The organism is Mesorhizobium sp., assembly GCF_024509055.1.
GTDB lineage: Bacteria > Pseudomonadota > Alphaproteobacteria > Rhizobiales > Rhizobiaceae > Mesorhizobium.
This window is the reverse complement of the sequence record NZ_JANINM010000214.1, coordinates 1-23,154: the sequence shown is the minus strand read 5'-3', so window position 1 is coordinate 23,154 and position 23,154 is coordinate 1. Positions and strand designations below refer to the sequence as shown.

Genomic DNA, 23,154 nt, shown 5'->3' with positions numbered 1-23,154 from the left:
CAGCAATGGGGGCACGTGTCGGTCGCTCCTACAATGGCCCGCAGTCATGCGCGGTATTTGGCGTCGTGTCATTTAAAAAAGACATGGCTGAAGGTTGCACGCCGTGATCGGGCGGAACCTCATCCCCCTCTGGAGCGTTGCTCCAAGCCCGGTCAGGGTAGGTGTTTCGAGGAGGGGTCGAAATGTCCGGCAACAGCGCACGCTCAGTTCCCAGCCGTCAATATCCTTGCGAGAAGTGTCCGCTTCGGCCTCTGCCGGCCTTCCGGGAGTTCGAGAAGCAGGAGCTTCTGTTCGTCAGCAATTTCAAGAAGGGAGAGCTTGCCGTCGACAAGGGGGCGACCGTTCTGGTCGAAGGCAGTCATAGCGCGCATCTCTATACGGTGCTGTCAGGCTGGGCGTTTCGCTACAAGCTGTTGCCGGACGGACGGCGGCAGATACTCAACTACTCCATGCCGGGCGATCTCATCGGCCTGCAAGGGAGCCTCATGGGGGAGATGCAGCATTCGGTCGAGGCTCTTTCGCCGATGCTGCTTTGCGTTTTCGAGCGCGAGCAACTGCACGAGCTCTATCGCAACCACCCCGGGCTCGCCTATGACATCACATGGATCGCGTCGCGCGAGGAGCGCATGCTGGATGAGAACCTGCTCAGCATTGGCCGGCGCACCGCGCTTGAGCGCGCTGCCTATCTCATCGCATTCATCACCAGCCGCGCCCGCAGCGCCGGGCTCAACGGCAAGACTCCCGTGCAGATCCCGATCACGCAGCAACATATCGCCGATACGTTGGGTCTCTCGCTCGTCCATACCAACAAGACGATCCGCAAGCTGATGGACCGCAAGCTGATTATGTGGCGTGATGGGGGCTGTCAGGTCGTCGATTACGACGGGTTGAAAAACCTCGCCCGGTGGGAAGGCTTCGGAGAGGAGCGGCGACCCCTCATCTAGCGGGTTTGAGCCGGCAGGCCCGGAACCTTGAAATCGGTCAAGCGTTGAAATCAAAGCAAACGCAAGGAGTTACGCGATGGCGACCGCTGCAGGAAAAGCCACACCAGATGAACCCACCACAGCCGACCTCGAGGCCGACATCCAGCAATTGAAGGCCGATATCGAAAAGCTCACCAAGCAGTTCGCCAAGACCGGCGAGCATGGCTACGGCGCGGCGCGCCGCGCCGCCGCCGAGGGCGTCGAGCAGTTGCGCACGCAAGGGGAGGCCGCCTTCGAAAGCATGCGGGGCAGCGCCCAGGACCTTGAGGCGCAGATCATAGCCAGCGTCCGCGAAAAGCCGGTCACATCGCTTGCGATCGCGGCAGGCGTGGGTTTCCTGTTCGCGCTCCTCTCCCGCCGTTAATCCGCGATGGGGACGCTGGTATCGCTGATTTCGGCCATGGCCTCCGGCGAGGTCGCGGCTGCTCTCCAAAGGGCGCGCACAACGGCAATTCTTTACGGGTTGGCCGGCCTCCTCGCGCTTTGCGGCGTCGGTTTCCTCATTGGCGCGGCCTATATATGGCTGGCCGCGCGGTATGGGCCGCTGGCCACCAGCCTCGGTTTCGGCATAGGCTTCCTGGTGATCGCTGGGCTCATTCTCGCGGTCCACAAGCTGGCGACCGGCATGCGGGCGCGCCGGCGTGCGCGCAAGCGAAAGGCCGATATGACGGCAGTCGGCGTCACCGCAGCGCTTGCGTTGCTTCCGGCGCTGGCGAAGAGCAAGGGCGGCCTGGGCGCGATTCTCGCTCCAGCCATCGCGCTAGCCGCCTACGCAATCTACCGCGAGAACGTGAAGCGCGGGCCCGAAGACCGGGACCCCGGCGAGAGTCCCTAGAGCGGGATGACTTTCCTTCGAATCGTCGCCCCCGCTCTATCCTCTTGTTACAACATCATCTTTTCCGAAAACCGGTTCCCACTTTTCGGGAAAATGCTCTAGCGCCGCATCACTTTAGCAATTGCTCGAGCGGCATCGATATCTCGGCAAAAACGCCGTCCGGCCGATATTCGTGGGTCACCTCGCTGTCGATGACCTTGGCGAGGCTGCGACGGATCAGGATCGAGCCGAAGCCTTGGCGATCTGGAGGTTTGACGCCCGGGCCGCCGCTTTCGCGCCAGGTAAGCACAAGTCGCCGCGCACCCTTGCGGCCTTTTGCCCTCCATGTCAGGTCGACCTCTCCGAATGGGGACGAGAGGGATCCGTATTTCAGCGCGTTGCTGGCCAGCTCATGCAGGATGAGCCCAAGTCCGACTGCCTGGTCGGGCGAAAGCAAAAGGTCCGGTCCGGAGACCGTGATGCGGGGCTGATCGCCCGTGTCGAAAGGCTTGACCTCGATGCGCGCCAGTTCACCGATACCGATGCCGCGCCATTCGCGATCCGACAGCAGGCTGTGAGCCGCGCCAAGCGCCTGTAATCTTGCGCTGAAGGCCTCGAGGAATTCGCTCGGCTGGCGAGCGTGGCGAACGGTCTGGTTAGCCAGCGCCTGCACGGTCGCCAGCGTGTTCTTGACGCGATGGTTGAGCTCGCGCAGCAGAAGGCGTTGTCGCTCGTCGCCCAGCTTGCGCTCGGTGATGTCGTAGTTGACGCCGAAGATCAGCATCGGCTTGCCATCGCTGTCGCGCTCGACGACGCGCCCTCGCGTAGCGATCCAGCGCGCGGGATCGGCGCCCTTGACCCGGTACTCGCCAAAATAGTCGTCGCTGCCGCTCAACGCGTCGCGGAAGCGCGTTTCGGTCTGATAGACGTCGCGCGGGTCGATGGCGCGCAGGATATCGCGTGCCTTGAGCCGGTTCGACGGCGGCAGGTTGAAAAGCTCGGCCAGAAGCACGTCGCAGTCGATCATGTCGGTGCGGATGTCCCATGCCCAACTGGCAAGCGAGGCGGCATCGAGCGCGATGGCTCGACGCTTCTCTTCGCGCGCCAGTTCCGCCTTGGCGATGGCGCCGTTGCGGGTGGCGTCCTTGAGTGTGAACAGGCTTGCGGCGAGGTTGGCAAGGGTCTTCAACTGCGTCAGCTTTTCAGCCGGCGGGAAGGGCCTCGGTTCCCGGTCGAGCACGCAAAGCGTGCCGATCCTGGCTCCGGCCACGATCATCGGAGCCCCGACATAGAAGCGGATGTGGTGCTTGCCGGTGACCATCGGATTGCGGGCAAAGCGCGGATCGAGCGTGGCGTCGGTCACCACCATCGGGTCGTCGCCGGCGGCGATGGCATGGGCACAGAACGAAATGTCGGTCGAGGTCTCCTTCTCATCGAGACCGATACGCGATTTGAACCACTGCCGATCGGTGTCCAGCAGCGACACCAGCGCCGTCGGCGCCTCGAGGATAGAAGCGGCGAGGCCGCTGATGCGATCAAAGTCGGGATCGGACGCCGTGTCCAGCGCATCGAGGCCGTGAAGCACGGCAAGCCTGTCCGCGTCTTCGACGACCCGGCCGACATTGGCCGGCAACTTTCCCGCCCTGCTGCTCACCAATCCCTCAAACGCCGCTCCGCAAACGAGCGGCTCCCCATGATCGGACATGGAACCTTCGCGAAGAGACCCAGTTAACCGAACAGATTCTGCAAGAAGCGCCCGCTGCCGCTCCACAACATGGAGGCTGATAATGACCAAGATCGTTGCGGAAGACAAAGCCCGCCAGGGACGCTGGGGCTGGCATGCGCTGAGGATACTCATCGCAGGCCTTCTGCTTGCCTTTATCGCCTGGGGCGGAGCGGAAATTTATGGCGAGTTGATCAAGAAGCCAACGACCCAGGAGACGGTGCCTGCTGCCCCCGCAGCGCAAAAGCCGTCGCAGGGCGGCTGATTTTCCCATCATGCAGCCCTGGCTTGCGCGCCGCGCGCCGGCACGAGCACGTTCAGCGCGCCGGGATGAATTTCAATCACGGTCTCGCGTTCCAGCCTGATTAACTCGCCGTCCATGACGGCGCTGAATTTCTTTGTCGGCGAATGGATTTTCAACAGCGCCTTGTCAGTCTGATGAACCTCGACATGCGTACTTTGGCGCCACCTGCCGCGCAGCATGTCGAGCAACAGTTTTGCCAGGTGATGGCGCCTGCGCGCGACGCTGACATAGATGCCCAGCACGCCGCCGGCCGGATTGTCCGCATAGGGAAGATGGCCCTCGCCGAACAGGTTGTTGCTGATGCCGATGCCGGTGGTGCGAGTGAGAATCTCGGCCTTGCCGATTGTCAGGCTCACCTTGAGCGCCGGCGGATTCTTGATGGTGACCCATGCAGCACGCACGGAGGCGCGGATCTTTCCCAGGCGCGAACCGAACTCCATGCTGTCCCGTAGCTGCACCATCTTGGCGTGCATGCCTATTGAAAACTGGTGGATGAAGGGCTGCCCGTTCGCGCTTGCGATATCGATCGCGATCACCTCGCCGTCGACGATGGATTTCAGCGCCGCATCCAACGTCTGCGGAATGCCAAGGCCACGCGCGAACAGGTTCATGGTGCCGGCGGGCAATATGGCCAGGGCTTTCTTCTTGTTCATGAGCAGCGCCGCGGCCTTCGAAATCGTACCGTCGCCGCCACCGGCAAGAACGACATCGACATTCCGCTTTGCGATCACCTTTTCCAGCGCCGCGGCAATGTCACGGCCGGCAACGATATCGATCTGGACCGAATGGCCAGCCGCTTCGAGTGCGTGGCGCAGGCGCTCGGAGAAGGCGTCGATATCAATATCGCGCAAAGTGCCGCCGTCCTGGTTCAGCACCGCAGCAAACCGCATGCCCCGCTCCGTGTTCTCAATTCCGGCTTCAATTCAGGCCGAAAAACGCCCCTCAGCCGGAGGCTGAAACGAAAAGGCGACGCAAAGGTTCCGCGAGTGGTCGGGAATTCCTGCGGCGAAGGCTGCTGCTTTTTGAAGATGGAACAACGCCTTGGTCACGACGTTGTGAACCTGTCAAACGAATGCCGCGGACTGACCTGCGCAAAAGCAAGGGCGGCGATCGGCGCGGCATGCACGGAAATCAGGCACGAGGAGAGACCCATCATGATCCGCACTCTTTTTGCGACAACCGCGCTTGCGACGTTGATTGCTACCGGCGCGTTCGCACAAACCGCCACGCCGACCCCGGCGGAACCGCCCGCCGCCCAGAACCCGACGCCGGTCGTGCGTGCGGACGGTGCATTGATGACCAACATCATCGGCGTCTCGGTGTACAACGGCACCGGCGACGACGCCCAGAACATCGGCAAGATCGACGACGTCGTGTTCGATGCCAGCGGCAAGGCCAAGTCCGCAATTATCGGTGTCGGCGGCTTCCTCGGCGTTGGAAAGAAGGACGTAGCCTTCGATTACGGCAAGCTGGAATGGGCTGAGAAGAATGGTGACCGCTGGCTGGTGGCCAAGACAAGCAAGGACGAATTGAGCGCGCAACCGGCGTTCGATCGCAAGCCCTACGATCCGGCCCCGGCGCAGTCGGCCGATGCCGGTCAGTCTGCGACTGGCGGCGCGCAGAAGCCCGCCGACGTAAAACCGGCCGAGCCGGTGAAGAAGGCCGACGGCAACCTTGCCAGCAACATCATGGGTGGCTCGGTCTATAACGGCACGGCCGACGACGCGCAGAAGATCGGCGACGTGAAGGACATCGTACTGGCCAAGGACGGCAAGGCGGAGTCGCTCGTCATTGGCGTCGGCGGCTTCCTCGGCATGGGCACGAAGAACGTCACCTTCGATTTTGCCAAGGCGAAATGGGCCGAGAGGGACGGCAAGCGCTGGCTGGTTGCGGAGGCGACCAAAGAACAACTGCAGGCACAGCCGGATTTCAACCGCAAGGCCTACGATCCGGCCCCTGCAGCGACCAACGCGGCGTCGAACAATGCGCCTGCAACGACAACGCCGGCAGTAGCCTCATCCGACACGACGGCCGACAAGGCGGGCAAGCCGGCTCAGCCCGCGCAGACGACGGCTGAGGCCACGACGCCAGCTGCCACGTCCACGGCGGAAAACAAGCCTGCCGGCTCGGGTGCTTCCGCCACCGACCAGACGACGACGGCCTCGATCGACAAGTCGACCCTGAAGGAAATGCCGATGGGCGATATCAGGGGCGATGACCTCAAGGGTGCGACCGTCTATGGCGCCAACGACGCCAAGATCGGCGAAATCGGTGACGTCGTCCTGACGCCGGACAAAAAGCCGGATGCGGTGATCGTCGACGTTGGCGGTTTCCTCGGCATCGGCGCCAAGGAGGTGGCGGTCGGCATGGACAAGCTCAAATTCATGACCGACAAGGACGGGAAGAAGTATCTCTACACCAACTTCACCAAGGATGAGCTGCAGGCGCAGGCCGCCTACGACAAGGGCACGTATGCCCAGCAACGCGATAAGCAGCGGCTGATATTGAAGTAAGGGAACAAGGGCAGTAGGGCAGCAAGGCCCTACTGCCCTTCCGTCCTAGCAACGTGGCCGACCACGCCATTTTCAGTCAGTTCCGCCAGAGCCAGCGACTGGTCGAGATGCCCGGCGCGCCAGGCGAGCATCTTTTCGGCGAATTCCAGCCGCACCGGTAGATAGGCCGGGTCGTCGGCAAGATTGTCGAGTTCTCCCGGATCTTTCTTCAGGTCGAACAGCAGAGGCGGCAAGCCACCGCCGAAATGGACATATTTGAAATCCTCGGTGCGGATGACAGCCAGGTTGCACTGGCGCGAGCCGATGCCGAAGTGGCGTTCCACCTCGCCCCCGGCAATCGTGCGGAAATCGAACTCCCAGTGAGCGGCGTCGCGCCAGCCGGTCGATACGTCGCCATTCAGCCAGGGCGCCAGCGATCTGCCATCGAGGTGCGGCTTGGGCGTGGCGCCGATCAGGTCGAGCAATGTGGGGAAAATATCGACGGCCTCGGTGAAACGGTCGACGGATGAACCCGCCGCTCTCCTCCTACCTGGGTCGCGGATGATCAGCGGGATGTGATAGCTGGCATCGAAGAAGCCGCCTTTGCCAAGCATGAAATGGTCGCCCATCATCTCGGCATGGTCGGAAGTCAGCACGATCACCGTGTCATCCCAGGCGCCGGCGGCTTTCAGCGCTCGCCAGAGGCGGCCGAGTTGCGCGTCGACCTCTGAGATCATGCCGTAGTAGATCGCACGGATGCGGCGGAAATTCTCCTCGCTCCATTCCGCCACTTTGCCTTCCACGCCGGGGACGAACTTCGTCCGCTTCTGCCTTGCAAGGTCGTAGGCGAGATAAGGGTGGTTGCTGGCTTCGGTCTGCCAGTCCATCGCGCGCCGGAATGCAGGACCGTCGGCCGGGTCGTACATGGTGTTGTAGGGCTCCGGCACGATGAAAGGCGGGTGCGGGCTGATGAAGGAGATATGCGCAAACCACGGTGCATCTTGCTCCTGCTCGCCGAGCCAGCGGATGAATTCGCCGGCCAGGAAGGCGGTTGGCGTCTGGTCTCTCGAATAGACAGGCGGCGCGTTGGTAACTTCGCCATGGACCTTGCCTTGCCGGCCTACGGGGCGGTGGATTTGCGGATAACCGGTGCCGGTATCGACGCCTTGTGCCCGCAGCCAGGATAGCCATTGCTTCTGATGCTCCGGAAGCAGTTGCCGCGCGGTGAAGCCGGGCAGCACGCCTTCATAGCTCTGCAGCCGCGGATCGCCGGCCGCAAGTTCGCGCGGGTCGAGCGAGACGTCGGTGTAGCCGAACAGCGTCGGGTCGTAGCCTGCGGCGCGCGCCGAGAGCGCGATGTTGGCATGCCGGGCATCGAGCGGCGTGCCGTTGCGGCAGACGCGGTTGTTCATCTGGTAGAGGCCGGTATAGAGGCAGGCGCGCGCGGGCGAGCACGGTGCGGCCCCGGCATAGTGGCGGCGGAACAGCACGCCCTCGGCGGCAAGCGCGTCGGCATTCGGCGTTTTCACCACCGGATGGCCGACCGCCGACAGGCAGTCGCCTCGCCATTGGTCGCAGGTGATCAGAAGAACATTGGGGCGGCTGACCTGGTTGTCCAAACTTCTCTTCCTTCAAGGCGCGCCGCTCATGGAGCCGAAATTCCCGAGTGTTGCAAGTTGCCCAGATTGTTGAAAATGGTGAACGTAAAAACAATATCGTTCACTCATTCTAGACAGTCCATTCTGTGTTTGGCCGCTTTGCCGCCGGCGGGGCTATCCTCATATTGGCGTCGACAGCGGCGAGGGCCGCACCAAAAATGGGAAAGGAGCACGTTCATGCTCAATCAGATCAAGGGGCTGCATCACGTCACCTCGATGGCAAGCGATGCGCGCCAGAACAACGACTTCTTCACGAAGAAGCTCGGCCTGCGCCGGGTCAAGAAGACAGTGAACTTCGACGCACCCGACGTCTATCACCTCTACTACGCGGATGAATTCGGCACGCCGGGTTCGGTGATGACCTATTTTCCGTTCCCGGACATCGGCAAGGGCCGGCATGGCGTCGGCGAGGTAGGCACCACGGTGTTTTCGGTTCCCGATGGCACGCTTGCCTATTGGGAAAAGCGCTTTGCCGACGAAGGAGTGGCCAATGTTGCCCGTACTGAAAGCTTCGGCGAGAAGCGCCTTACCTTCACCGGCCCTGACGGCGACGGTTTCGCTCTTGTCGAGGACAAGGCCGACAGCAGAGCGCCCTGGGTCAAAGGCGGGGTCCCCGGTGACGAAGCGATCCGCGGCTTTCACTCGGTCTCGCTGAGGCTGAAGGACGGCGGCGCCACCGAGGAACTTTTGAAGCTCATGGGCTATGAGGAAGTCGACAAGTCCGGCAGCGTTCGCCGATTGGCGATCAAGAACGGCAATGGCGCCGACGTCGTCGACATCGAATCGCTGCCGGGCGCCGGCTTCGCCAATCTCGGCGCAGGCTCGGTGCACCACGTGGCTTTCGCGGTGGAGGATCGCGCCAAGCAGCTGGAGGTGCGCAAGGCGCTGGTCGACACCGGCTATGGCGTCACGCCGGTCATCGATCGCGACTACTTCTGGGCGATCTACTTCCGCACGCCGGGCGGCGTGCTGTTCGAGGTCGCTACCAACGAGCCGGGCTTCGACCGTGACGAGGATACCGCTCATCTCGGCGAGGCGTTGAAGCTGCCGTCGCAGCATCAGCATCTGAGGCCCTATCTCGAACAGCATCTGCAGAAGCTGGAAGACTAAGCCATGAGCAAGGACGCTTACATCCACAAGATGCTGCCCGGTTCGCCGGGCAGTCCGCTGCTCTTCGTCTTCCACGGCACCGGGGCGGACGAGAACCAGCTTCTCTCTTTCGGCCGTGAGCTCGTGCCGTCGGCGACCATCGTATCGCCGCGCGGCGACGTCTTGGAACATGGCGCCGCGCGCTTCTTCCGCCGCACCGGCGAGGGCGTCTACGACATGGACGATCTTGCACGGGCGACGACCAGGATGGCTGGTTTCGTCAAGGCGCATGTCGAGGCGGCAAAGCCCTCGGCGGTGTTCGGGCTCGGCTACTCCAATGGCGCCAACATCCTGGCTTCGGTGATGTTCGCCGAACCAGGCCTGTTCGATGCCACGGCGCTCATGCACCCGCTGATCCCGTTCGAACCCCAGGTAGATGGGAGTCTTGCCGGTCGGCATGTCCTGATCACGGCCGGCAGGCGCGACCCGATCTGCCCGCCGAACCTGACCTCGCGGCTGGAGGCGTATTTGCGCGCCGACGGAGCCGATGTCACAGTCGAATGGCACGACGGCGGGCACGAGGTGCGGCCGAATGAAATCGAGGCGGCGCGGCGGCTGTTTGCCCTCACGCCGACAGAAGCAGGAGGAAAAAATGGCTGACCAATTGCCCGAGATCGAACTCGAAGACCACGGCTCCAAGGGCCGTTACGTGCTGCGCGGTCCGGGTGGCGCCGAGGCCGAGATGACCTTCACGAAGATCGGCGAGCATCAGCTCATCATCGACCACACCGAGGTGCCGGACGTCTTTCGCGGCCAGGGTGCCGGGCTCCGGCTCGTTACCCGCGCGGTCGAGGACGCGCGGGCCGCCGGCAAGAAGATTATTCCGCTCTGCCCCTTTGCAAACGCCCAGTTCCGCCGCCATCCGGATTGGTCGGACGTGCTGAAACATTGACCGCTTTGCCTTCTCCCCTTGTGGGAGAAGGTGGCCGCGAAGCGGCCGGATGAGGGGTGTTCCAGGGAACGCCAGCGTCTCACTCCGCTGGAGCACCCCTCATCCGTCTCGGCGCTGCGCGCCGATCCACCTTCTCCCACAAGGGGAGAAGGAAAAGAGCCGGTCTGGCATTTGCACGGCTCGGTCATCTTGCCTAAGTTTACGGTTCGCTCGGACGGAAATGTTCGTCCCGCCTGTCACCGAATTGAATGGCTTCCCTGATGACCGAGACCGACCTGATCCCCGTTTTCGACGGACACAACGACACGCTCCTGCGACTCTACCAGTCGAAAGAAGCGGACGTCGAAAAGCTGTTCATCGAGGGAACGCCGGGCGGTCACATCGACCTGCCGCGCGCCAGGAAGGGTGGCTTTGCTGGCGGCATGTTCGCGATCTTTCCGCCGCCGGTCGAAAAGAGCAAACGCAGTGCCGTGCCGCCGGCGCCGAGCGACAACGAGCCTTTGCCGCCCGAGTTGCCGCAGGCCGAAGCGGTCAAGTCCACCATCGGCATGGCTTCGATCCTGTTCAGGCTGGAGCGCGCGGGCGCGCTGACGGTGTGCCGCAGCGCCGGCGATGTGCGCGAAGCGATGGCGAAGGGCTCGATCGCCGCGGTCTTCCACATCGAGGGCGTCGAGGCGATCGATCCCGAGCTCGCCATGCTCGACGTGCTTCACGCCGCCGGCCTGCGCTCGCTGGGCATCGTCTGGAGCCGGCCGAACGCGTTCGGCAATGGCGTGCCATTCCGCTTTCCGTCCTCGCCCGACACCGGGCCGGGCTTGACGGACGCGGGCAAGGCGCTGGTCAAGGCGTGCAACCAGCTCAGGATCATGATCGACCTGTCGCATCTCAACGAGAAGGGCTTTCGCGACGTGGCGGCGCTCAGCGATGCGCCATTGGTCGCCACCCATTCCAATGTGCACGCAATTTGCGGCCATTCGCGTAACCTGACCGAATGGCAGCTCGGCGCGATCCGCGAATCGGGCGGCATGGTGGGGCTGAACTTCGCCACCGGCTTCCTGCGCGAGGATGGTCGCATGAATGCCGACACCAGCCTCGACATCATGGTGCGCCATATCGATTCGCTATTGCAGGCGCTGGGCGAGGATGGCGTCGGTCTCGGCTCGGATTTCGACGGCGCCATGATCCCGGCCGTCATCGGCGACGTGGCCGGCCTGCCGAAGCTCATCGACGCGCTTGCAGCGCGCGGTTTCGGGCGCGCGCTGATCGAGAAGATCGCTTATCGGAATTGGCTCAACGTGCTGGAGCGCACGATAGGATAGGTGCGGCTAAAGCGCGAAGCCCATGCGCTTCAGCCATTCCTTGCCGACGCCACGGTCGCGGATGATCGGCAAGGGATCTTCGCTGTCGAGCCGGGCGCAGATGCGATAGACCTCGAGCGTCTCGGCGTTCATCTCGTCGCGCTTGAAGAAGTACATCGCCGCCGCGTAACGGGTGCGGCCGGACCACATCTCGCCGAGCGGCGTGTTGACCAACTGCCACTGCTCGGCGGCTTCCGCCGCGGCGTCCAGGTCTTCCGCTCCGCTTGCCATCGTCAGAAATCCGCCGGCGGGCTGGCGGTGCGGCGTTCAAGCTTGATGAAGGGCCGCTGCACCACCTTCGCCTTCTTCATCAGCTTCTGGTACTGCAACTCGCGCATGGCGTAAATCTCGACCCACAGATCGTCGACGATCGTGTCGCCATAGGGCCGCCGCAGCGAGGCGATGGCGATGTTACGCTTGGCCATCGGTGACCACATCGCGGCGCTGACCAGGCCGACCTCCTGGCTCTTCTTGTGGTAGACAATTGCATGTTCGGCCGGGATGTTGCCCTCGATCTCCAGGCCGACCAGCACGTGGCGCAGCTTCTTCTTGGCCCGCGCTTCGAGGATGGCGCGGCGGCCGTTGAAGTGGCCCTTGTCCGGATCGATCATGAAGCCGAGGCCGATGTCGTCCGGCATGCGCAAGCGGTCGGCGCGGATGGCATGCTCGGCAGCTGTGAAGTCGGCATTGGCGACGATCAGTCCAGCTTCCAGCCGGGCGCGGTTCAGCGCCGTGTAGCCAATAGCGCGGATGCCGCGCAACTCGCCCGCCGCCATCAGCCGGTCCCACAGGCTCAACGCTTTGTCGATCGGCACGAACAGTTCGTAGCCGAGATCGCCGGTGAAGCCGGTGCGCGAGATGGTGACGGTCCCGCCGTCATGCGCGAATTCGGCGAGGTCGAAGACCTTCAGCCGCGCGACGCCGGCAAAGCCCGCATCGCGCAGGATAGCGAAGGAGGTCGGGCCCTGCAGCGCCAGCCCGGCGACGGCCTCGGTCTCTTCCAAAACGCTGACCTCGTATCCAATGGCGCTGTCCAGCAGCCAGGGCAGATGCCGCTCCTGCGAGCAGAGCCGGAAGCGCGTCGACGACAGCCGGAACAGGGTGCCGTCGTCGAGCACGAAACCTTCGTCGTCGCACCAGGCGGTGTAGTGGACGCGGCCGGGCTTCAGCTTCGTCACGTCGCGCAGCGTGACGCGATCGAGATAGGCTTCGGCGTCCGGACCCTCGACCCGGTATTTCGTCATAGGCGATATGTCGAAGAGCGCGGCCTGGCTGCGTATGGCGAAATATTCGAGCTCCTCGTCCCACAGCGAATGCGGCGCGCGGTAGCCGGCCCAACTGTACCAGTCCTGCTTCAGCCCCAGCGCGTCGATGCGCGGCTGGAATGGCGTGCCGAGCCGCAGCGTGCGGAAATGGGATTGGGCCGCGAGGCGATCGGAGTTGATTTTCACATAACGATTCATCACGGCGTTCCTTCGCCGTAGAGCGCTGCGCCAGCGATTTGCAAAAACATACCTATGCCCTCATCGCGATGATGCGGCGCGCGGCGTTGAGGCCGGGGGCGCCGGAGATGCCGCCGCCCGGATGCGAGCCGGCGCCGGCAAGGAACAGCCCTTCCAGCGGCGTGTCGTAGCCCGACCAGCCGGAAACGGGACGCGACATCAGCATCTGGTCGGCTTGCAATTCGCCGTGATGCCAGTGGCCGCCGGGCATGCGGTAGCGCGTCTCGATGTCGGCCGGCGTCAAAAGCTCGGCATGACGCACCGTCGCGCCAATGCCCGGTGCATATGTTTCAAGCTGCGCCATGATGGCCTTGAGGAACAGCGGCTTGCCGGCGGTCCAACCGTCTCTCAACGCATAAGGCGCGTATTGCACCACCGCTGAAAGCACGCAGGCGCCTGAGGGCGCGAGCGCTGGGTCGGCCAGGCTGGGAAGTGTGATCTCCATCACCGGCTCGGGCGAGAACTCACCATATTTCGACGGGTTGAAGGCGTGCTCGACATGATCGGGCGAGGGGGCGATGACGAGGCGGCCCTTGTGACCGGCGACATCGACTCCGGTGAATTGCGGCGGCCGGTCGAGCGCCAGATTGAGCTTGGCCGCATCGCCTTTCATACGGATGTTCTTCACCTTGCGCACGAAGCCGGTGTCGACCTCGCGCGGCCCGACGAGATCGAGGATTGTGGTCACCGGATTGATCGCGGAAACGACGGTCTTCGCGCGCAACGTCGCGCCACCTTGCGTGACGACCCCGACGGCGCGGCCCTTCTCGACGATGACCTTGGCGACCGGGGAGGCTGCGCGGATCGTCACGCCTGCCTTCTCGGCCGCGGCCTGAATGGCGGCGACAACTGAGCCCATGCCCCCCTTGGGCTGGATTTGAGCGCCGGCAAGGCCGCCGATCTCTCCCGCCAGCCGGTAGTAGAGGCCGAGCAGCGAGGTCGGCGAGCGCGGACCGAGATGGGAGCCGAGCGTCGCGTCAAAGGCAAGCAGTCCCTTCAGCCGGTCGTCCGAAAGCTGCTCGTCGAGCAGGTCGTAGACGTTCATCAGAAGCACGCGCAGGAAGTCGCGCATGTCTTCCTTGCCGAGCCGCTTCAGCGCCAGCGCCGTCTGGCCAAGCCCCGTCATTTCAGCGAGCGACATGCCGGCAAGGTCCGGCGGCCGGCGCGACAGGAAGGGTTTCAGGACGCCGGCATAGCGCAGCAGCTGCGCGCGCAATTCCTTCCAGGCGGACTGCTCCGCAGGGCTGGCGCCGGTCAGCACCTCGCCATAGGTGCCATGCAGCACCAGCGGACCGACCTTCGACAGCGCCACCGAGGGCGCGAAATCGCTACGCTCGACCTTCAGCCCGTAGTGCTCAAGCTCCAGCGCCTTGACGACGTCGGGATGCAGCCGGTTGAGCAGATGGGCGACCGCGGATACACGGAAGCCCGGCGCAAATTCCTCGGTGCGCGCCGCGCCGCCGACATCGTCGCCAGCCTCGAGCAGCAGCACCTTGCGGCCGGACTTCGCCAGCGCGGCGGCGGTGACAAGGCCATTGTGGCCGCCGCCGATGACGATCACATCCCAGTTTGCTTCAGATGACATCATGGGCCGGGCTCATATGTTGGGTTGGCCTGGCGAGGTCGCGCAGGATCTCGGCGGCGGCGTTGCGTCCCGGCGCGCCCATGACACCGCCGCCTGGATGGGTGGAGGAGCCGCACATATAGAGCCCGCCGACCGGCGAGCGGTATTGCGCGTAGCCCGGCACGGGACGGTTGAAGAGCAACTGGTCGAAGGTGAGCTCGCCCTGGAAGATGTTGCCTTCGGTGAGGCCGACTTCGGCTTCGATCTCGCGCGGCGTGCGCACTTCCATGTGGACGATGCGGTCACCGAAACCCGGTGAGTATTCGGCGATCTGGGAGATCACACTCTCGGCGAAACCGTCGCGGTCGGCGTTGGTCCAGTCGCGACCGTTCACCTTGGGTGGCGCATATTGCACGAAGCAGCTCATGAAGTGCTTGCCGGGCGGCGTCATGGTCGGGTCGAGCGTGGTCGGGATCACCATGTCGAGAAAGGGATCGGACGACCAGCGCCCTGCCTTCCAGTCGTCATAGGCGCGCTCCATGCGCTCGATGGAATCGGTGAAATGCATGTCGCCGCGATAAACGGGAGAGTCCTTCGGCAGGGCCGGGAATTCCGGCAGGGAATCGAGCGCGATGTTGACCTTGCCGGACGAGCCTCGGATCTTGAAGTTCCGCACCCGCCGCAGGAAGATTTCGGGCAGTTCCTTCTCCTCGACCAGCGTCAGGAAGGTGCGCTTGACGTCGGCGTTGGAGACGACCAGCCTGCCGTGGATTTCCTCGCCGCCGGCCAGCACGACGCCCCTAGCCTTGCCGTTCCTGATCAGCACATGGTCGACCTCGGCGCCGGTGCGGATGGTGCCGCCCGAGGCCTTGAAGGATGCGGCCAGCGCCCGGGTGACGGCGCCCATGCCGCCGCGCGCATAGCCCCAGGCGCCGACCGAGCCGTCGACCTCGCCCATGTAATGATGCAGCAGGACGTAGGCCGTGCCGGGCGACATCGGTCCGAGCGCCGTGCCGATGATGCCGGAGAGCGCGAAATTCGCCTTGATGACGTCTGTCTCGAAATACTCGTCGAGGAAGTCGGAAATAGACATCGTCCAGAAGCGCAACGTCAGCGCCATCTCCTCGGCGGTGAGGCCGGCGAACTTCTTGCCGAGATAGAGCAACTCGCCGAGATCGCGCGGCTTGAAGCTGGCCGGGTCGGGCGCGGTGCGCATCAAAAGCGGCTGGATGAAGCGGCACTGCCTGGTGACGTCACGCGAATAGCGGTCATAGGCCTCGGCATCGCGACTGGAAAAGCGGGCGAACTCGCGGCGGTGCGCATCATGGTCGCGGTAGTTGGCGAGATAGTCGCCGTCACGGGTGAACACGGCGCCGCCCTCGTAGGAGATCACCTGCAGGCCGAAGCGCGGTAGCTCCAGATCGCGCATGATCTCGGGCCGGAACAGCGAGCAGACATAGGAGCAGTTGGAATAGAGAAAGCCCGGCGTAAGCTCGCGGCTGGTGGCTGCGCCGCCGACCCAGTCGTTTTTCTCGACCACCAGCACGTCGAGGCCGGCACGCTGCAGATAACAGGCGTTGACCAGGCCGTTATGGCCGCCGCCGATGACGATCGCGTCCCATGCCTTCATGCGCGCCTAACCTCCATCCGGTCGCCTCTTTTTTTGCCTGGCGTTGTTCCCCGATTGCCCGAATTTGGCATGGATCACGGTTTTTTGTCCAGCTATATTGAATGAATGTTCAACAAATGGTGTTGCGTTTTCCTGTTGATGCGCTAGGCTTTGCACGCATTCTGGATCCCGCATTACCAAGCGGGCCACTTCGGCATTTGGGACTGAGATCCGATGATCGAAACGGCGGAAGCCGAGCCGGAATATGACGATACCGCCATACGCTTCCTCGAAGCGCTCTGGGGTGAGGGGTACCTTTCGCCGGGCGGCCCGGAAGAAGTCGACCGTGTGGTCGAAGGCCTGTCGCTCAAGGGAAAGACGATCCTGGACATCGGCTGCGGCGTTGGCGGCATCACCTTGCATCTGGTCGCGCGACATGGCGCGTCGCGGGCTACCGGCTTCGACGTGGAAGAACCGGTGATCCGGACGGCAAGGCGCGGGGCGGCCAGGCAAGGCCTTCAAGACCGCGTCAACTTTGTCCAGGCCGCGCCCGGCGCACTGCCGTTCGACGGCGCGTCCTTCGATGTCGTCTTCTCCAAGGACGCGCTGCTGCACGTGTCCGACAAGGATGCGCTGTTCACCGAGATCTTCCGTGTGTTGAAACCTGGCGGCGTGTTCGCCGCGTCGAACTGGATGATCTCGCATGACGACGAACCGTCGCCGGACATGAAAGCCTATGTGGCGGCCGAGGGCCTTTCCTTCGCCATGGCTTCGCCGGCGCGCTATGCCGAGGCGATGCGGCGCGCCGGCTTCCGCGACATCACCGTCCGGGATCGCAATCCATGGTACCGCGAAGTGGCTCGCGAGGAGCTCGCGCGGCTCAAGGGGCCGTTCTATGGCCAGGTCGCGGTCGCGGTCGGCTCGGCCTATGTCGACAAGAATATCCAGACCTGGGAGGCGATGCAGAAGGTGCTTGACAGTGGCGAGCACCGCCCCACTCATCTGCGCGGTTGGAAGCCGGTTGGGTAGCCGGCAATGCTTGGGGCCGTGACGCCTATGAAGACGATAGAAGACAGGGACGCTGTCGCCGAACCGGCACGCAAGAACGACAGCGAGAAGCGCGGACGCAAGGCCTCGAAAGAGGTGAGGCAGCTCCAGCTGATCGAGGCGACGATCGATTCGCTGGCGAAACGAGGCTATGCCGAGACGACGATGGCGGATGTCGCGGACGGCGCCGGGCTGTCGCGCGGCATCGTCAACTTCCATTTCGAGAGCAAGGAAAAGCTTCTCGTCGCCACGCTGCAGCATATGTATGACGAGTATTCGGCGCATTGGCGCAACGCCTTGCAGAAGGCCGGCGACGACCCAGCGCGGCAGCTGCAGGCCCTGGTGGCGGCCGATTTCGACCGCTCGATCTGCAACAAGCGCAAGCTTGCCGCATGGTGCGCCTTCTGGGGTGAGGCCAAGTCGCGGCCGACCTACCAGGCGCTGAGCAGCTCGCGCGACGCCTACTACCAGCAGATATTCATCGATCTCTGCACGACCCTCAAGGAAAGCGGGGGCTACGCCTATGAGCCGCAGGTCATGGCGCTCGCGCTGTCTGCCATGCTCGAAGGTCTCTGGCTGCGGATGATGATGGGCACCGAAGACACCACGCGCGAGACCGCGCTGCAGGCGGCGAACGAGTTTCTGGTCGCCGCCTTCCCGGAGCATTACCGATAGCAACAGCCGGCCGCCAAGACCGGCAAAAGAGGATGGAACAGCATGAAGAAACTCAGCCGACGCCTGACACTGACATTGGCGCTCGCCGGCACGCTGGCGGCCTCGGCGGCGGCGATCGCCGTGGCCGCCGACAAGGATCTGATCGTGTTCGACTGGTCCGGCTATGAGGATCCGGGCTTCCATCCGAAATATGTCGAGAAGAACGGCGACTCGCCGACCTTCGCCTTCTTCGGCGACGAGGACGAGGCGTTCGAAAAGATCCGTTCCGGCTTCAAGTCCGATATCGGCCATCCCTGCTCGCAAAGCGTGGTGAAGTGGCGTGAAGCCGGGCTGTTGCAGGCGCTCGACACTTCGAAGATCGCCGGCTGGAAGGATCTAAACCCGGGCATCATGGCGATGAAGGATCTCGCCACCACCGCCGACGGCAAGGCCTGGTTCATGCCGTGGGACTGGGGCGACACGCAGCTCACCTACAACTCCTCGAAGATCGACGAGAAGGACGTGCAGTCGCTGAAGGCCTTCGCCGACCCGAAGTACAAGGGACGCGTCTCGATCGGCGACAATGTCGACGATGCCTATGCGCTGGCCAGCCTCGCCATCGGACTCAAGGACTGGACCAAGATGACGGACGACCAGTTCAAGCAGGCGTCCGACTTCCTGCGCCAGGTCCACAAGAACGTGCGCTCCTACTGGACCGACACAACCGACATCGTGCAGCTGCTCTCCGGCGGCGAGGTCGACCTCGCCTGGGCCTGGAACGACGCTGCGGTGCAGTCGGTCAAGGCCGGCGTGCCGATCAAGTCCAAGAAGGACACGCAGGAAGGCATCTCGACCTGGGTTTGCGGTTACGTGCTGTTCAAGAATGCGCCCGGCAATGCCGACAAGGCCTACGACTTCCTCAATGCCGTGAACGATCCGGAGATCGCCAAGGTGCTGGTCAAGGACTGGGGCTACGGCCAGGCCAACGCCAAGGGCATGGCGGGCGTCGACCCGGCCGTGCTGAAGGAAAAGGGCTACGACAACGTCGAGAAGTTCGTCGACAAGACGCTGTTCCAGTCGCCGCTGCCTTCCGAGCTCAAGCTCAAGATGATCGCCGAATTCGAGAAGATCAAAGCCGGCTATTGAACCCAGCCTCCGCGTCCCGCCTGCTCCGGTGTGGGGCCGAAGCGGGCGGGCTCGCCAAAGCCCGGGAATTCTCCTAACCTCCTGGAATATATCCGCGATGGGGGAGTTTCTCGCGCCATGAAATCCACGCTTCGCCGCCTTGCCGTGGCCGCCGTCATCACCGTCGGCGCGGGCGGCGCCCATGCGTTTGCCGAGGCTGGCGGCGATCTCGTCGTCTTCGACTGGTCGGGCTACGAGGACCCGTTGCTGCACCAGGGCTACACCGGCAAATATGGCGCTGAGCCAACTTTCTCCTTCTTCGGCGATGAGGATGAAGCCTTCGAGAAGATGCGCGCCGGCTTCAAGGCCGACATCGCGCATCCCTGCTCGCAAAGCGTGGTGAAATGGCGCGACGCTGGCCTGCTGCAGCCGCTCGACACTTCGAGGATCGCCGGCTGGAAGGACCTCAATCCCGGCATCATGGCAATGAGGGATCTGGCGACCACCGCCGATGGCAAGGCCTGGTTCATGCCCTTCGACTGGGGCAACACCTCGCTGCTCTACCGTACCGACAAGGTGACGGCCGAGGAGGCCAAGTCGCTGAAGATCTTTGCCGATCCGAAGTTCAAGGGTCGCGTCACCATCGGCGACAATGTCGACGACGCCTATGCGCTGGCGAGCCTGGTCATCGGGCTCAAGGACTGGACCAGGATGACCGACGAGCAGTTCAGCCAGGCTTCGGCCTTCCTGCGCGACGTGCACAAGAATGTCCGTTTCTACTGGACCGATGACACCGACCTCAACCAGGCGTTCTCGGGCAATGAGGTCGACCTGGTCTGGGGCTGGAACGAGACCTATGTGACGCTGAAGGGCCAAGGCATGCCGATCGCGATGAACCGCGACACCAGGGAAGGCATCTCGACCTGGGTCTGCGGTTACGTGCTGATGAAAGACGCGCCCGGCAAGCTGGATCAGGCCTATGATTTCCTGAGCGCGGTCAACGCTCCGGGCGTTTCTGAGTATATGGTGAAAACCTTCGGCTACGGTCACGGCAACAGCGCCGGCATGGCGGCGATGGATCAGAAGCTGCTCACCGACCGCGGTTTCGACAATCTCGACAAGTTCCTCGACAAGACGCTGTTCCAACAGCCCGTCCCACCGGGCCTCAAGCGGCGCATGGTCGCCGAATTCGAGAAGATCAAGGCCGGCTATTGAGCGGAACAGCGCAGAAGACCGACGTTGTCATCGTCGGTGCCGGCTTCACCGGCTTGTCCGCCGCGCTCGAGTTGCAGCGCGCCGGGCTCGATTTCCTTGTGCTCGAAGCGCGAGATCGCGTCGGCGGGCGCGTCGAAGCGATGCGAAACGGGCTGGGCGAGTTGATCGACAGCGGCGGCCAGTTCCTGTGCCAGGACATGCCGCAACTGATGGCGCTCGCCAAAACTCGTGGCAAGACGTTCGTCGAAACCTATGTCGAGGGTGAATTCATCACCCATCCTGGGATGTCGCCAGCAAGAGCCGAGCGGACCTATCAGGCATCGGTGGCGATCCGCGAACGCATGAACCGGATCGAACCAGACGACCCGTCGATTGCCGGGCTGAGCGTCGCGGCCTGGCTCGATGGCCAGCATGACGACGCCGATTCCAAGGCGGCCTTCCGATCGCTCGTCGAAGGCCTGTGGTGCCTCGCGGCGGACAAGGTGCCGCTCTGGTACCTGATCGACAACGACCGCCGGATCACCAACGAAGTGTTCGAGCTGCAGTATTTCTTGCGCGACACCATGCAGTCGCTGGCCGACGACCTGGCCGCCGATCTCGACGGTCGACTCAGGCTGAACGAGGCCGCGACGCGCATCGAGCGCGGGCCCGAAGGCGTTCAGGTAACGACGGCCAGCGGCATCATCGTCAAAGCGAGCGAGGTTCTGGTCGCGCTGCCGCCGGCAACGGCCGCGAAGCTCGATTTCGCGCCTGCGCTACCGGCGGCTTTGGCAAGGGAGCTGAGCGTCTGGGAAAGCGGCGCGGTGATCAAGATCCTGGTGCGCTACGCCCGGCCGTTCTGGCGCGAGCGCGAGCTGAGCGGCATGGTGATGTGGCGCGACCTGCCGGGGCTGTTCGCCTGTGACGGCAGCAAGGACGCGGACCATGCAGCGCTCATCGTTTTCGTCGGCGGGCCGCTGGCGTTGCGCTGGCATTTGCTCGGCGAGGCGGCGTTGCGCGCGGAGGTGACAGCAAGGCTTGTGAGTGCGCTGGGTCCCGATGCGGCCGACATGCTCGACTTCAGCCAGCGCGACTGGACGAACGACCGGTGGAGCGGCGGCGCCTACAGCGATCTTATCGTCGATCTGACGGCAAGGGACGCCGAACGCATCATCCTCGCCGGCGCGCCGCCAATCCATTTCGCGGCTTCGGAAGTCTCGCCGTCGTTCCCGGGCTATGTCGAAGGCGCGATCGTGGCGGGAAGGCTCGCCGCCGGAAAGGTCCAGGCCGCGCTTCAGTCGGCCATCGCCACCAGGGCCTCGGGGTCATAGGCGAGGCGGATCGACGTGCCGACAGGTATGTCGTCGGCGCCGAAATCGTTGGTCTCGGTCACCGAGAGCGGTTTTTCCAGCCCGGGTATCTCGACGATCAGATGGGTGATCTCGCCGAAATAGTGGCGCTCGACGACTTTGCCGGCGACCTCGAACTTCGCCGTCGCATTGTCCCATAGAACACGCAGCCGTTCGGGCCGGATGCCGAGCGTGGCAGCGCCGCCGTTGCGCACATAGGCCTGCGGCTTGTCGGTCCTGACGCGGCCGAAGCCCAGCGTGTCGAGCACCAGCGAAGCGCCGTTCTCCTCGACGATTTGAGCTTTCACGAAATTCATGCCGCCGAGGAAGTCGGCGACCTGTCGGTTGACCGGGCGCTGATAGATTTCCTTTGGTGAAGCGACCTGTGCGATCTTGCCGCCGAACATCACCGCGATGCGGTCGGACATGGCCAAAGCCTCGTACTGGTCGTGGGTGACCAGTACGAAGGTGATGCCGACCGCCTGCTGCAGGCGGCGCAATTCCACCTGCATCTGCTCGCGCAGCTTCTTGTCCAGCGCCGAGAGCGGTTCGTCCAGCAGCAGCACCTTGGGGCGCATGACCAGCGCGCGGGCGAGCGCCACGCGCTGGCGCTGGCCGCCGGAAAGCTCGGTGGCGCGCCGCTTGCCAAGACCTGTCAGCGATACCTGGGCGAGCGCTTCCTCGACGCGACGCTTTTCTTCGCCGGCCTGCAGCTTCAGACGCTTCAATCCGTAGGCGACATTCTGCTCGACATTGAGATGGGGAAAGATCGCATAGCTCTGGAACACCATGTTGGTCGGCCGGCGATTGGCGGGAATGCCTTCCATCGGCTGGCCGTCGACGGCGATCGAGCCGCTGGTCGGATTGTCGAAGCCGGCGATCATGCGCAAAAGCGTGGTCTTGCCGCAGCCAGAGGGGCCAAGCAGCGAGAAGAATTCCCCCTCGCGGATGCTGAGCGAGGCATCGTCCAGCGCCTTGAAGGCGCCATAGCTGCGGGTGACGTCGCGGATCTCGATCATGGTGCGCTCCGATTGGATGCGCTCGGACTGGACCCGCTCAAGCATGGAGGCCTCCCTCGGTCTGGGTGCGTCTGGCCGCGCGGCGACGCAGGATTTCGGCAATGGTCATCAGCACGAAGGAGGCTATGAGCAGCAAGGTGCCGAGCGCCAGCACGCCAGGCAGTTTCGCCGCGAAACGCAGCTGGCCCCAGATGTAGATCGGCAACGTCGCCTCGGTGCCGGTCAGGAAGAAGGCGATGATGAACTCGTCGAGCGAGATGGTGAAACAGACGAGCAGGCTGGAGATGATGGCTGGCGCGACCATCGGCAAGGTCACGCGTCGGAAGGTGCCGAAGGCGCTTTCGCCGAGATCGGCGGAGGCTTCCTCAAGGCTGCGGTCGAAGCCCTCGAAGCCGGAGGTCAGCACCGTCATCGAATAGGGAATGCAGACCAGCACATGGCCGAGCACGACGGTGAACAGCGACAGGCTGAGGCCGAGCTGCAGCATCACCAGCAGCATCGAGATGGCGACGATCACTTCCGGCAGCACCAGCGGCGCCATGATCAGCCCGTTGATGGCGCGTCGGCCGGGATAGCGGTAGCGGGTGATCGAGCGGGCGGCGAGGATACCGAGCACAGTCGACAGGATCGCGGCCGAGACGCCAACCATCAGGCTGTTCCAGGTGGCGTCGATCAGCGCCGGCGTGCGCGGCAGGTCCTCGTACCATTGCAGCGTGAC

24 protein-coding genes are annotated in these 23,154 nt (G+C 63.7%); 14 read left to right on the top strand and 10 right to left on the bottom strand.

Features of this window, described 5'->3' with window-relative positions:
- Positions 1-182: 182 nt before the first annotated feature.
- From Q0L57_RS10195 to Q0L57_RS10185, 3 genes are all read left to right on the top strand, one after another.
- Positions 183-944: a Crp/Fnr family transcriptional regulator gene (locus Q0L57_RS10195; RefSeq protein ID WP_296741904.1), complete on the top strand. Its 762-nt coding sequence runs from the start codon at positions 183-185 to the stop codon at positions 942-944.
- Between the two features lie 76 nt (positions 945-1,020).
- A complete protein-coding gene (locus tag Q0L57_RS10190; RefSeq protein WP_296741902.1) occupies positions 1,021-1,347 on the top strand; it encodes a hypothetical protein in 327 nt (108 codons plus the stop codon).
- A gap of 6 nt (positions 1,348-1,353) precedes the next feature.
- Complete coding sequence (locus Q0L57_RS10185) at positions 1,354-1,818, top strand: hypothetical protein (protein ID WP_296741900.1); 465 nt, start codon at positions 1,354-1,356, stop codon at positions 1,816-1,818.
- A gap of 109 nt (positions 1,819-1,927) precedes the next feature.
- On the opposite strand, the gene Q0L57_RS10180 is transcribed toward Q0L57_RS10185, so the two are convergent.
- A complete protein-coding gene (locus Q0L57_RS10180) occupies positions 1,928-3,502 on the bottom strand; it encodes an HWE histidine kinase domain-containing protein (RefSeq protein ID WP_296741898.1) in 1,575 nt (524 codons plus the stop codon).
- 82 nt (positions 3,503-3,584) lie between these two features.
- On the opposite strand from Q0L57_RS10180, the gene Q0L57_RS10175 reads away from it, so the two are divergent.
- A complete protein-coding gene (locus Q0L57_RS10175; RefSeq protein ID WP_296741895.1) occupies positions 3,585-3,785 on the top strand; it encodes a hypothetical protein in 201 nt (66 codons plus the stop codon).
- An 8-nt stretch (positions 3,786-3,793) separates the two neighbouring features.
- Here the strand turns inward: Q0L57_RS10175 and Q0L57_RS10170 are convergent, their stop codons facing one another.
- Together Q0L57_RS10170 and Q0L57_RS10165 are read right to left on the bottom strand one after the other, a co-directional pair.
- Positions 3,794-4,714, bottom strand: a complete 921-nt coding sequence (locus Q0L57_RS10170) for a diacylglycerol kinase family protein (protein ID WP_296741893.1) — start codon at positions 4,712-4,714, stop codon at positions 3,794-3,796.
- A 155-nt stretch (positions 4,715-4,869) separates the two neighbouring features.
- Complete coding sequence (locus tag Q0L57_RS10165) at positions 4,870-5,133, bottom strand: hypothetical protein (RefSeq protein WP_296741891.1); 264 nt, start codon at positions 5,131-5,133, stop codon at positions 4,870-4,872.
- Between Q0L57_RS10165 and Q0L57_RS10160 the strand changes: the two genes are divergently transcribed.
- On the top strand, positions 5,120-6,337 hold the full coding sequence (locus tag Q0L57_RS10160) for a PRC-barrel domain-containing protein (RefSeq protein ID WP_296741888.1): 1,218 nt from the start codon (positions 5,120-5,122) through the stop codon (positions 6,335-6,337). The genes Q0L57_RS10165 and Q0L57_RS10160 overlap by 14 nt on opposite strands.
- A 29-nt stretch (positions 6,338-6,366) precedes the next feature.
- Here the strand turns inward: Q0L57_RS10160 and Q0L57_RS10155 are convergent, their stop codons facing one another.
- On the bottom strand, positions 6,367-7,935 hold the full coding sequence (locus Q0L57_RS10155) for an alkaline phosphatase family protein (RefSeq protein WP_296741886.1): 1,569 nt from the start codon (positions 7,933-7,935) through the stop codon (positions 6,367-6,369).
- Between the two features lie 216 nt (positions 7,936-8,151).
- On the opposite strand from Q0L57_RS10155, the gene Q0L57_RS10150 reads away from it, so the two are divergent.
- From Q0L57_RS10150 to Q0L57_RS10135, 4 genes are all read left to right on the top strand, one after another.
- The gene (locus Q0L57_RS10150; RefSeq protein WP_296741883.1) at positions 8,152-9,084 is read left to right on the top strand and encodes a VOC family protein; all 933 of its coding nucleotides are present in this window, start codon (positions 8,152-8,154) and stop codon (positions 9,082-9,084) included.
- Positions 9,085-9,087: 3 nt separating this feature from the next.
- Positions 9,088-9,723, top strand: a complete 636-nt coding sequence (locus tag Q0L57_RS10145; RefSeq protein ID WP_296741880.1) for an alpha/beta hydrolase — start codon at positions 9,088-9,090, stop codon at positions 9,721-9,723.
- Complete coding sequence (locus Q0L57_RS10140) at positions 9,716-10,015, top strand: GNAT family N-acetyltransferase (RefSeq protein ID WP_296741877.1); 300 nt, start codon at positions 9,716-9,718, stop codon at positions 10,013-10,015. Before Q0L57_RS10145 ends, Q0L57_RS10140 begins: the two co-directional genes overlap by 8 nt.
- 260 nt (positions 10,016-10,275) lie before the next feature.
- Complete coding sequence (locus tag Q0L57_RS10135; RefSeq protein ID WP_296741876.1) at positions 10,276-11,334, top strand: dipeptidase; 1,059 nt, start codon at positions 10,276-10,278, stop codon at positions 11,332-11,334.
- 6 nt (positions 11,335-11,340) lie between these two features.
- Here Q0L57_RS10135 and Q0L57_RS10130 read toward each other — a convergent pair whose 3' ends face one another.
- From Q0L57_RS10130 to Q0L57_RS10115, 4 genes are read right to left on the bottom strand one after another with little or no spacing between them, the layout of a single operon-like run.
- Positions 11,341-11,604 (bottom strand): hypothetical protein, encoded by a 264-nt coding sequence (locus tag Q0L57_RS10130; RefSeq protein WP_296741873.1) that lies wholly within the window; start codon positions 11,602-11,604, stop codon positions 11,341-11,343.
- A 2-nt stretch (positions 11,605-11,606) separates the two neighbouring features.
- Positions 11,607-12,836 (bottom strand): aminomethyltransferase family protein, encoded by a 1,230-nt coding sequence (locus tag Q0L57_RS10125; protein WP_296741870.1) that lies wholly within the window; start codon positions 12,834-12,836, stop codon positions 11,607-11,609.
- Between the two features lie 52 nt (positions 12,837-12,888).
- A complete protein-coding gene (locus Q0L57_RS10120; RefSeq protein ID WP_296741868.1) occupies positions 12,889-14,463 on the bottom strand; it encodes an NAD(P)/FAD-dependent oxidoreductase in 1,575 nt (524 codons plus the stop codon).
- Positions 14,450-16,069 (bottom strand): NAD(P)/FAD-dependent oxidoreductase, encoded by a 1,620-nt coding sequence (locus Q0L57_RS10115; RefSeq protein WP_296741865.1) that lies wholly within the window; start codon positions 16,067-16,069, stop codon positions 14,450-14,452. The genes Q0L57_RS10120 and Q0L57_RS10115 overlap by 14 nt, the downstream gene beginning before the upstream one ends.
- Before the next feature lie 213 nt (positions 16,070-16,282).
- Between Q0L57_RS10115 and Q0L57_RS10110 the strand changes: the two genes are divergently transcribed.
- From Q0L57_RS10110 to Q0L57_RS10090, 5 genes are all read left to right on the top strand, one after another.
- Positions 16,283-17,077 carry a class I SAM-dependent methyltransferase gene (locus Q0L57_RS10110; protein WP_296741863.1) on the top strand — a complete coding sequence of 265 codons (795 nt, stop codon included), beginning with the start codon at positions 16,283-16,285 and terminating at the stop codon, positions 17,075-17,077.
- 27 nt (positions 17,078-17,104) lie between these two features.
- Complete coding sequence (betI, locus tag Q0L57_RS10105) at positions 17,105-17,770, top strand: transcriptional regulator BetI (protein ID WP_296741860.1); 666 nt, start codon at positions 17,105-17,107, stop codon at positions 17,768-17,770.
- Positions 17,771-17,812: 42 nt separating this feature from the next.
- Positions 17,813-18,895 (top strand): ABC transporter substrate-binding protein, encoded by a 1,083-nt coding sequence (locus Q0L57_RS10100; protein WP_296741858.1) that lies wholly within the window; start codon positions 17,813-17,815, stop codon positions 18,893-18,895.
- Positions 18,896-19,012: 117 nt separating this feature from the next.
- Complete coding sequence (locus tag Q0L57_RS10095; RefSeq protein ID WP_296741856.1) at positions 19,013-20,089, top strand: extracellular solute-binding protein; 1,077 nt, start codon at positions 19,013-19,015, stop codon at positions 20,087-20,089.
- On the top strand, positions 20,086-21,399 hold the full coding sequence (locus Q0L57_RS10090) for a flavin monoamine oxidase family protein (protein WP_296741853.1): 1,314 nt from the start codon (positions 20,086-20,088) through the stop codon (positions 21,397-21,399). The genes Q0L57_RS10095 and Q0L57_RS10090 overlap by 4 nt, the downstream gene beginning before the upstream one ends.
- On the opposite strand, the gene Q0L57_RS10085 is transcribed toward Q0L57_RS10090, so the two are convergent.
- Both Q0L57_RS10085 and Q0L57_RS10080 read right to left on the bottom strand, forming a co-directional pair.
- Positions 21,363-22,436 carry an ABC transporter ATP-binding protein gene (locus tag Q0L57_RS10085; protein WP_296742104.1) on the bottom strand — a complete coding sequence of 358 codons (1,074 nt, stop codon included), beginning with the start codon at positions 22,434-22,436 and terminating at the stop codon, positions 21,363-21,365. The genes Q0L57_RS10090 and Q0L57_RS10085 overlap by 37 nt on opposite strands.
- Positions 22,437-22,473: 37 nt before the next feature.
- Positions 22,474-23,154 (bottom strand): ABC transporter permease (locus tag Q0L57_RS10080; RefSeq protein ID WP_296741850.1); only part of this gene is annotated, 681 nt, incomplete at its 5' end.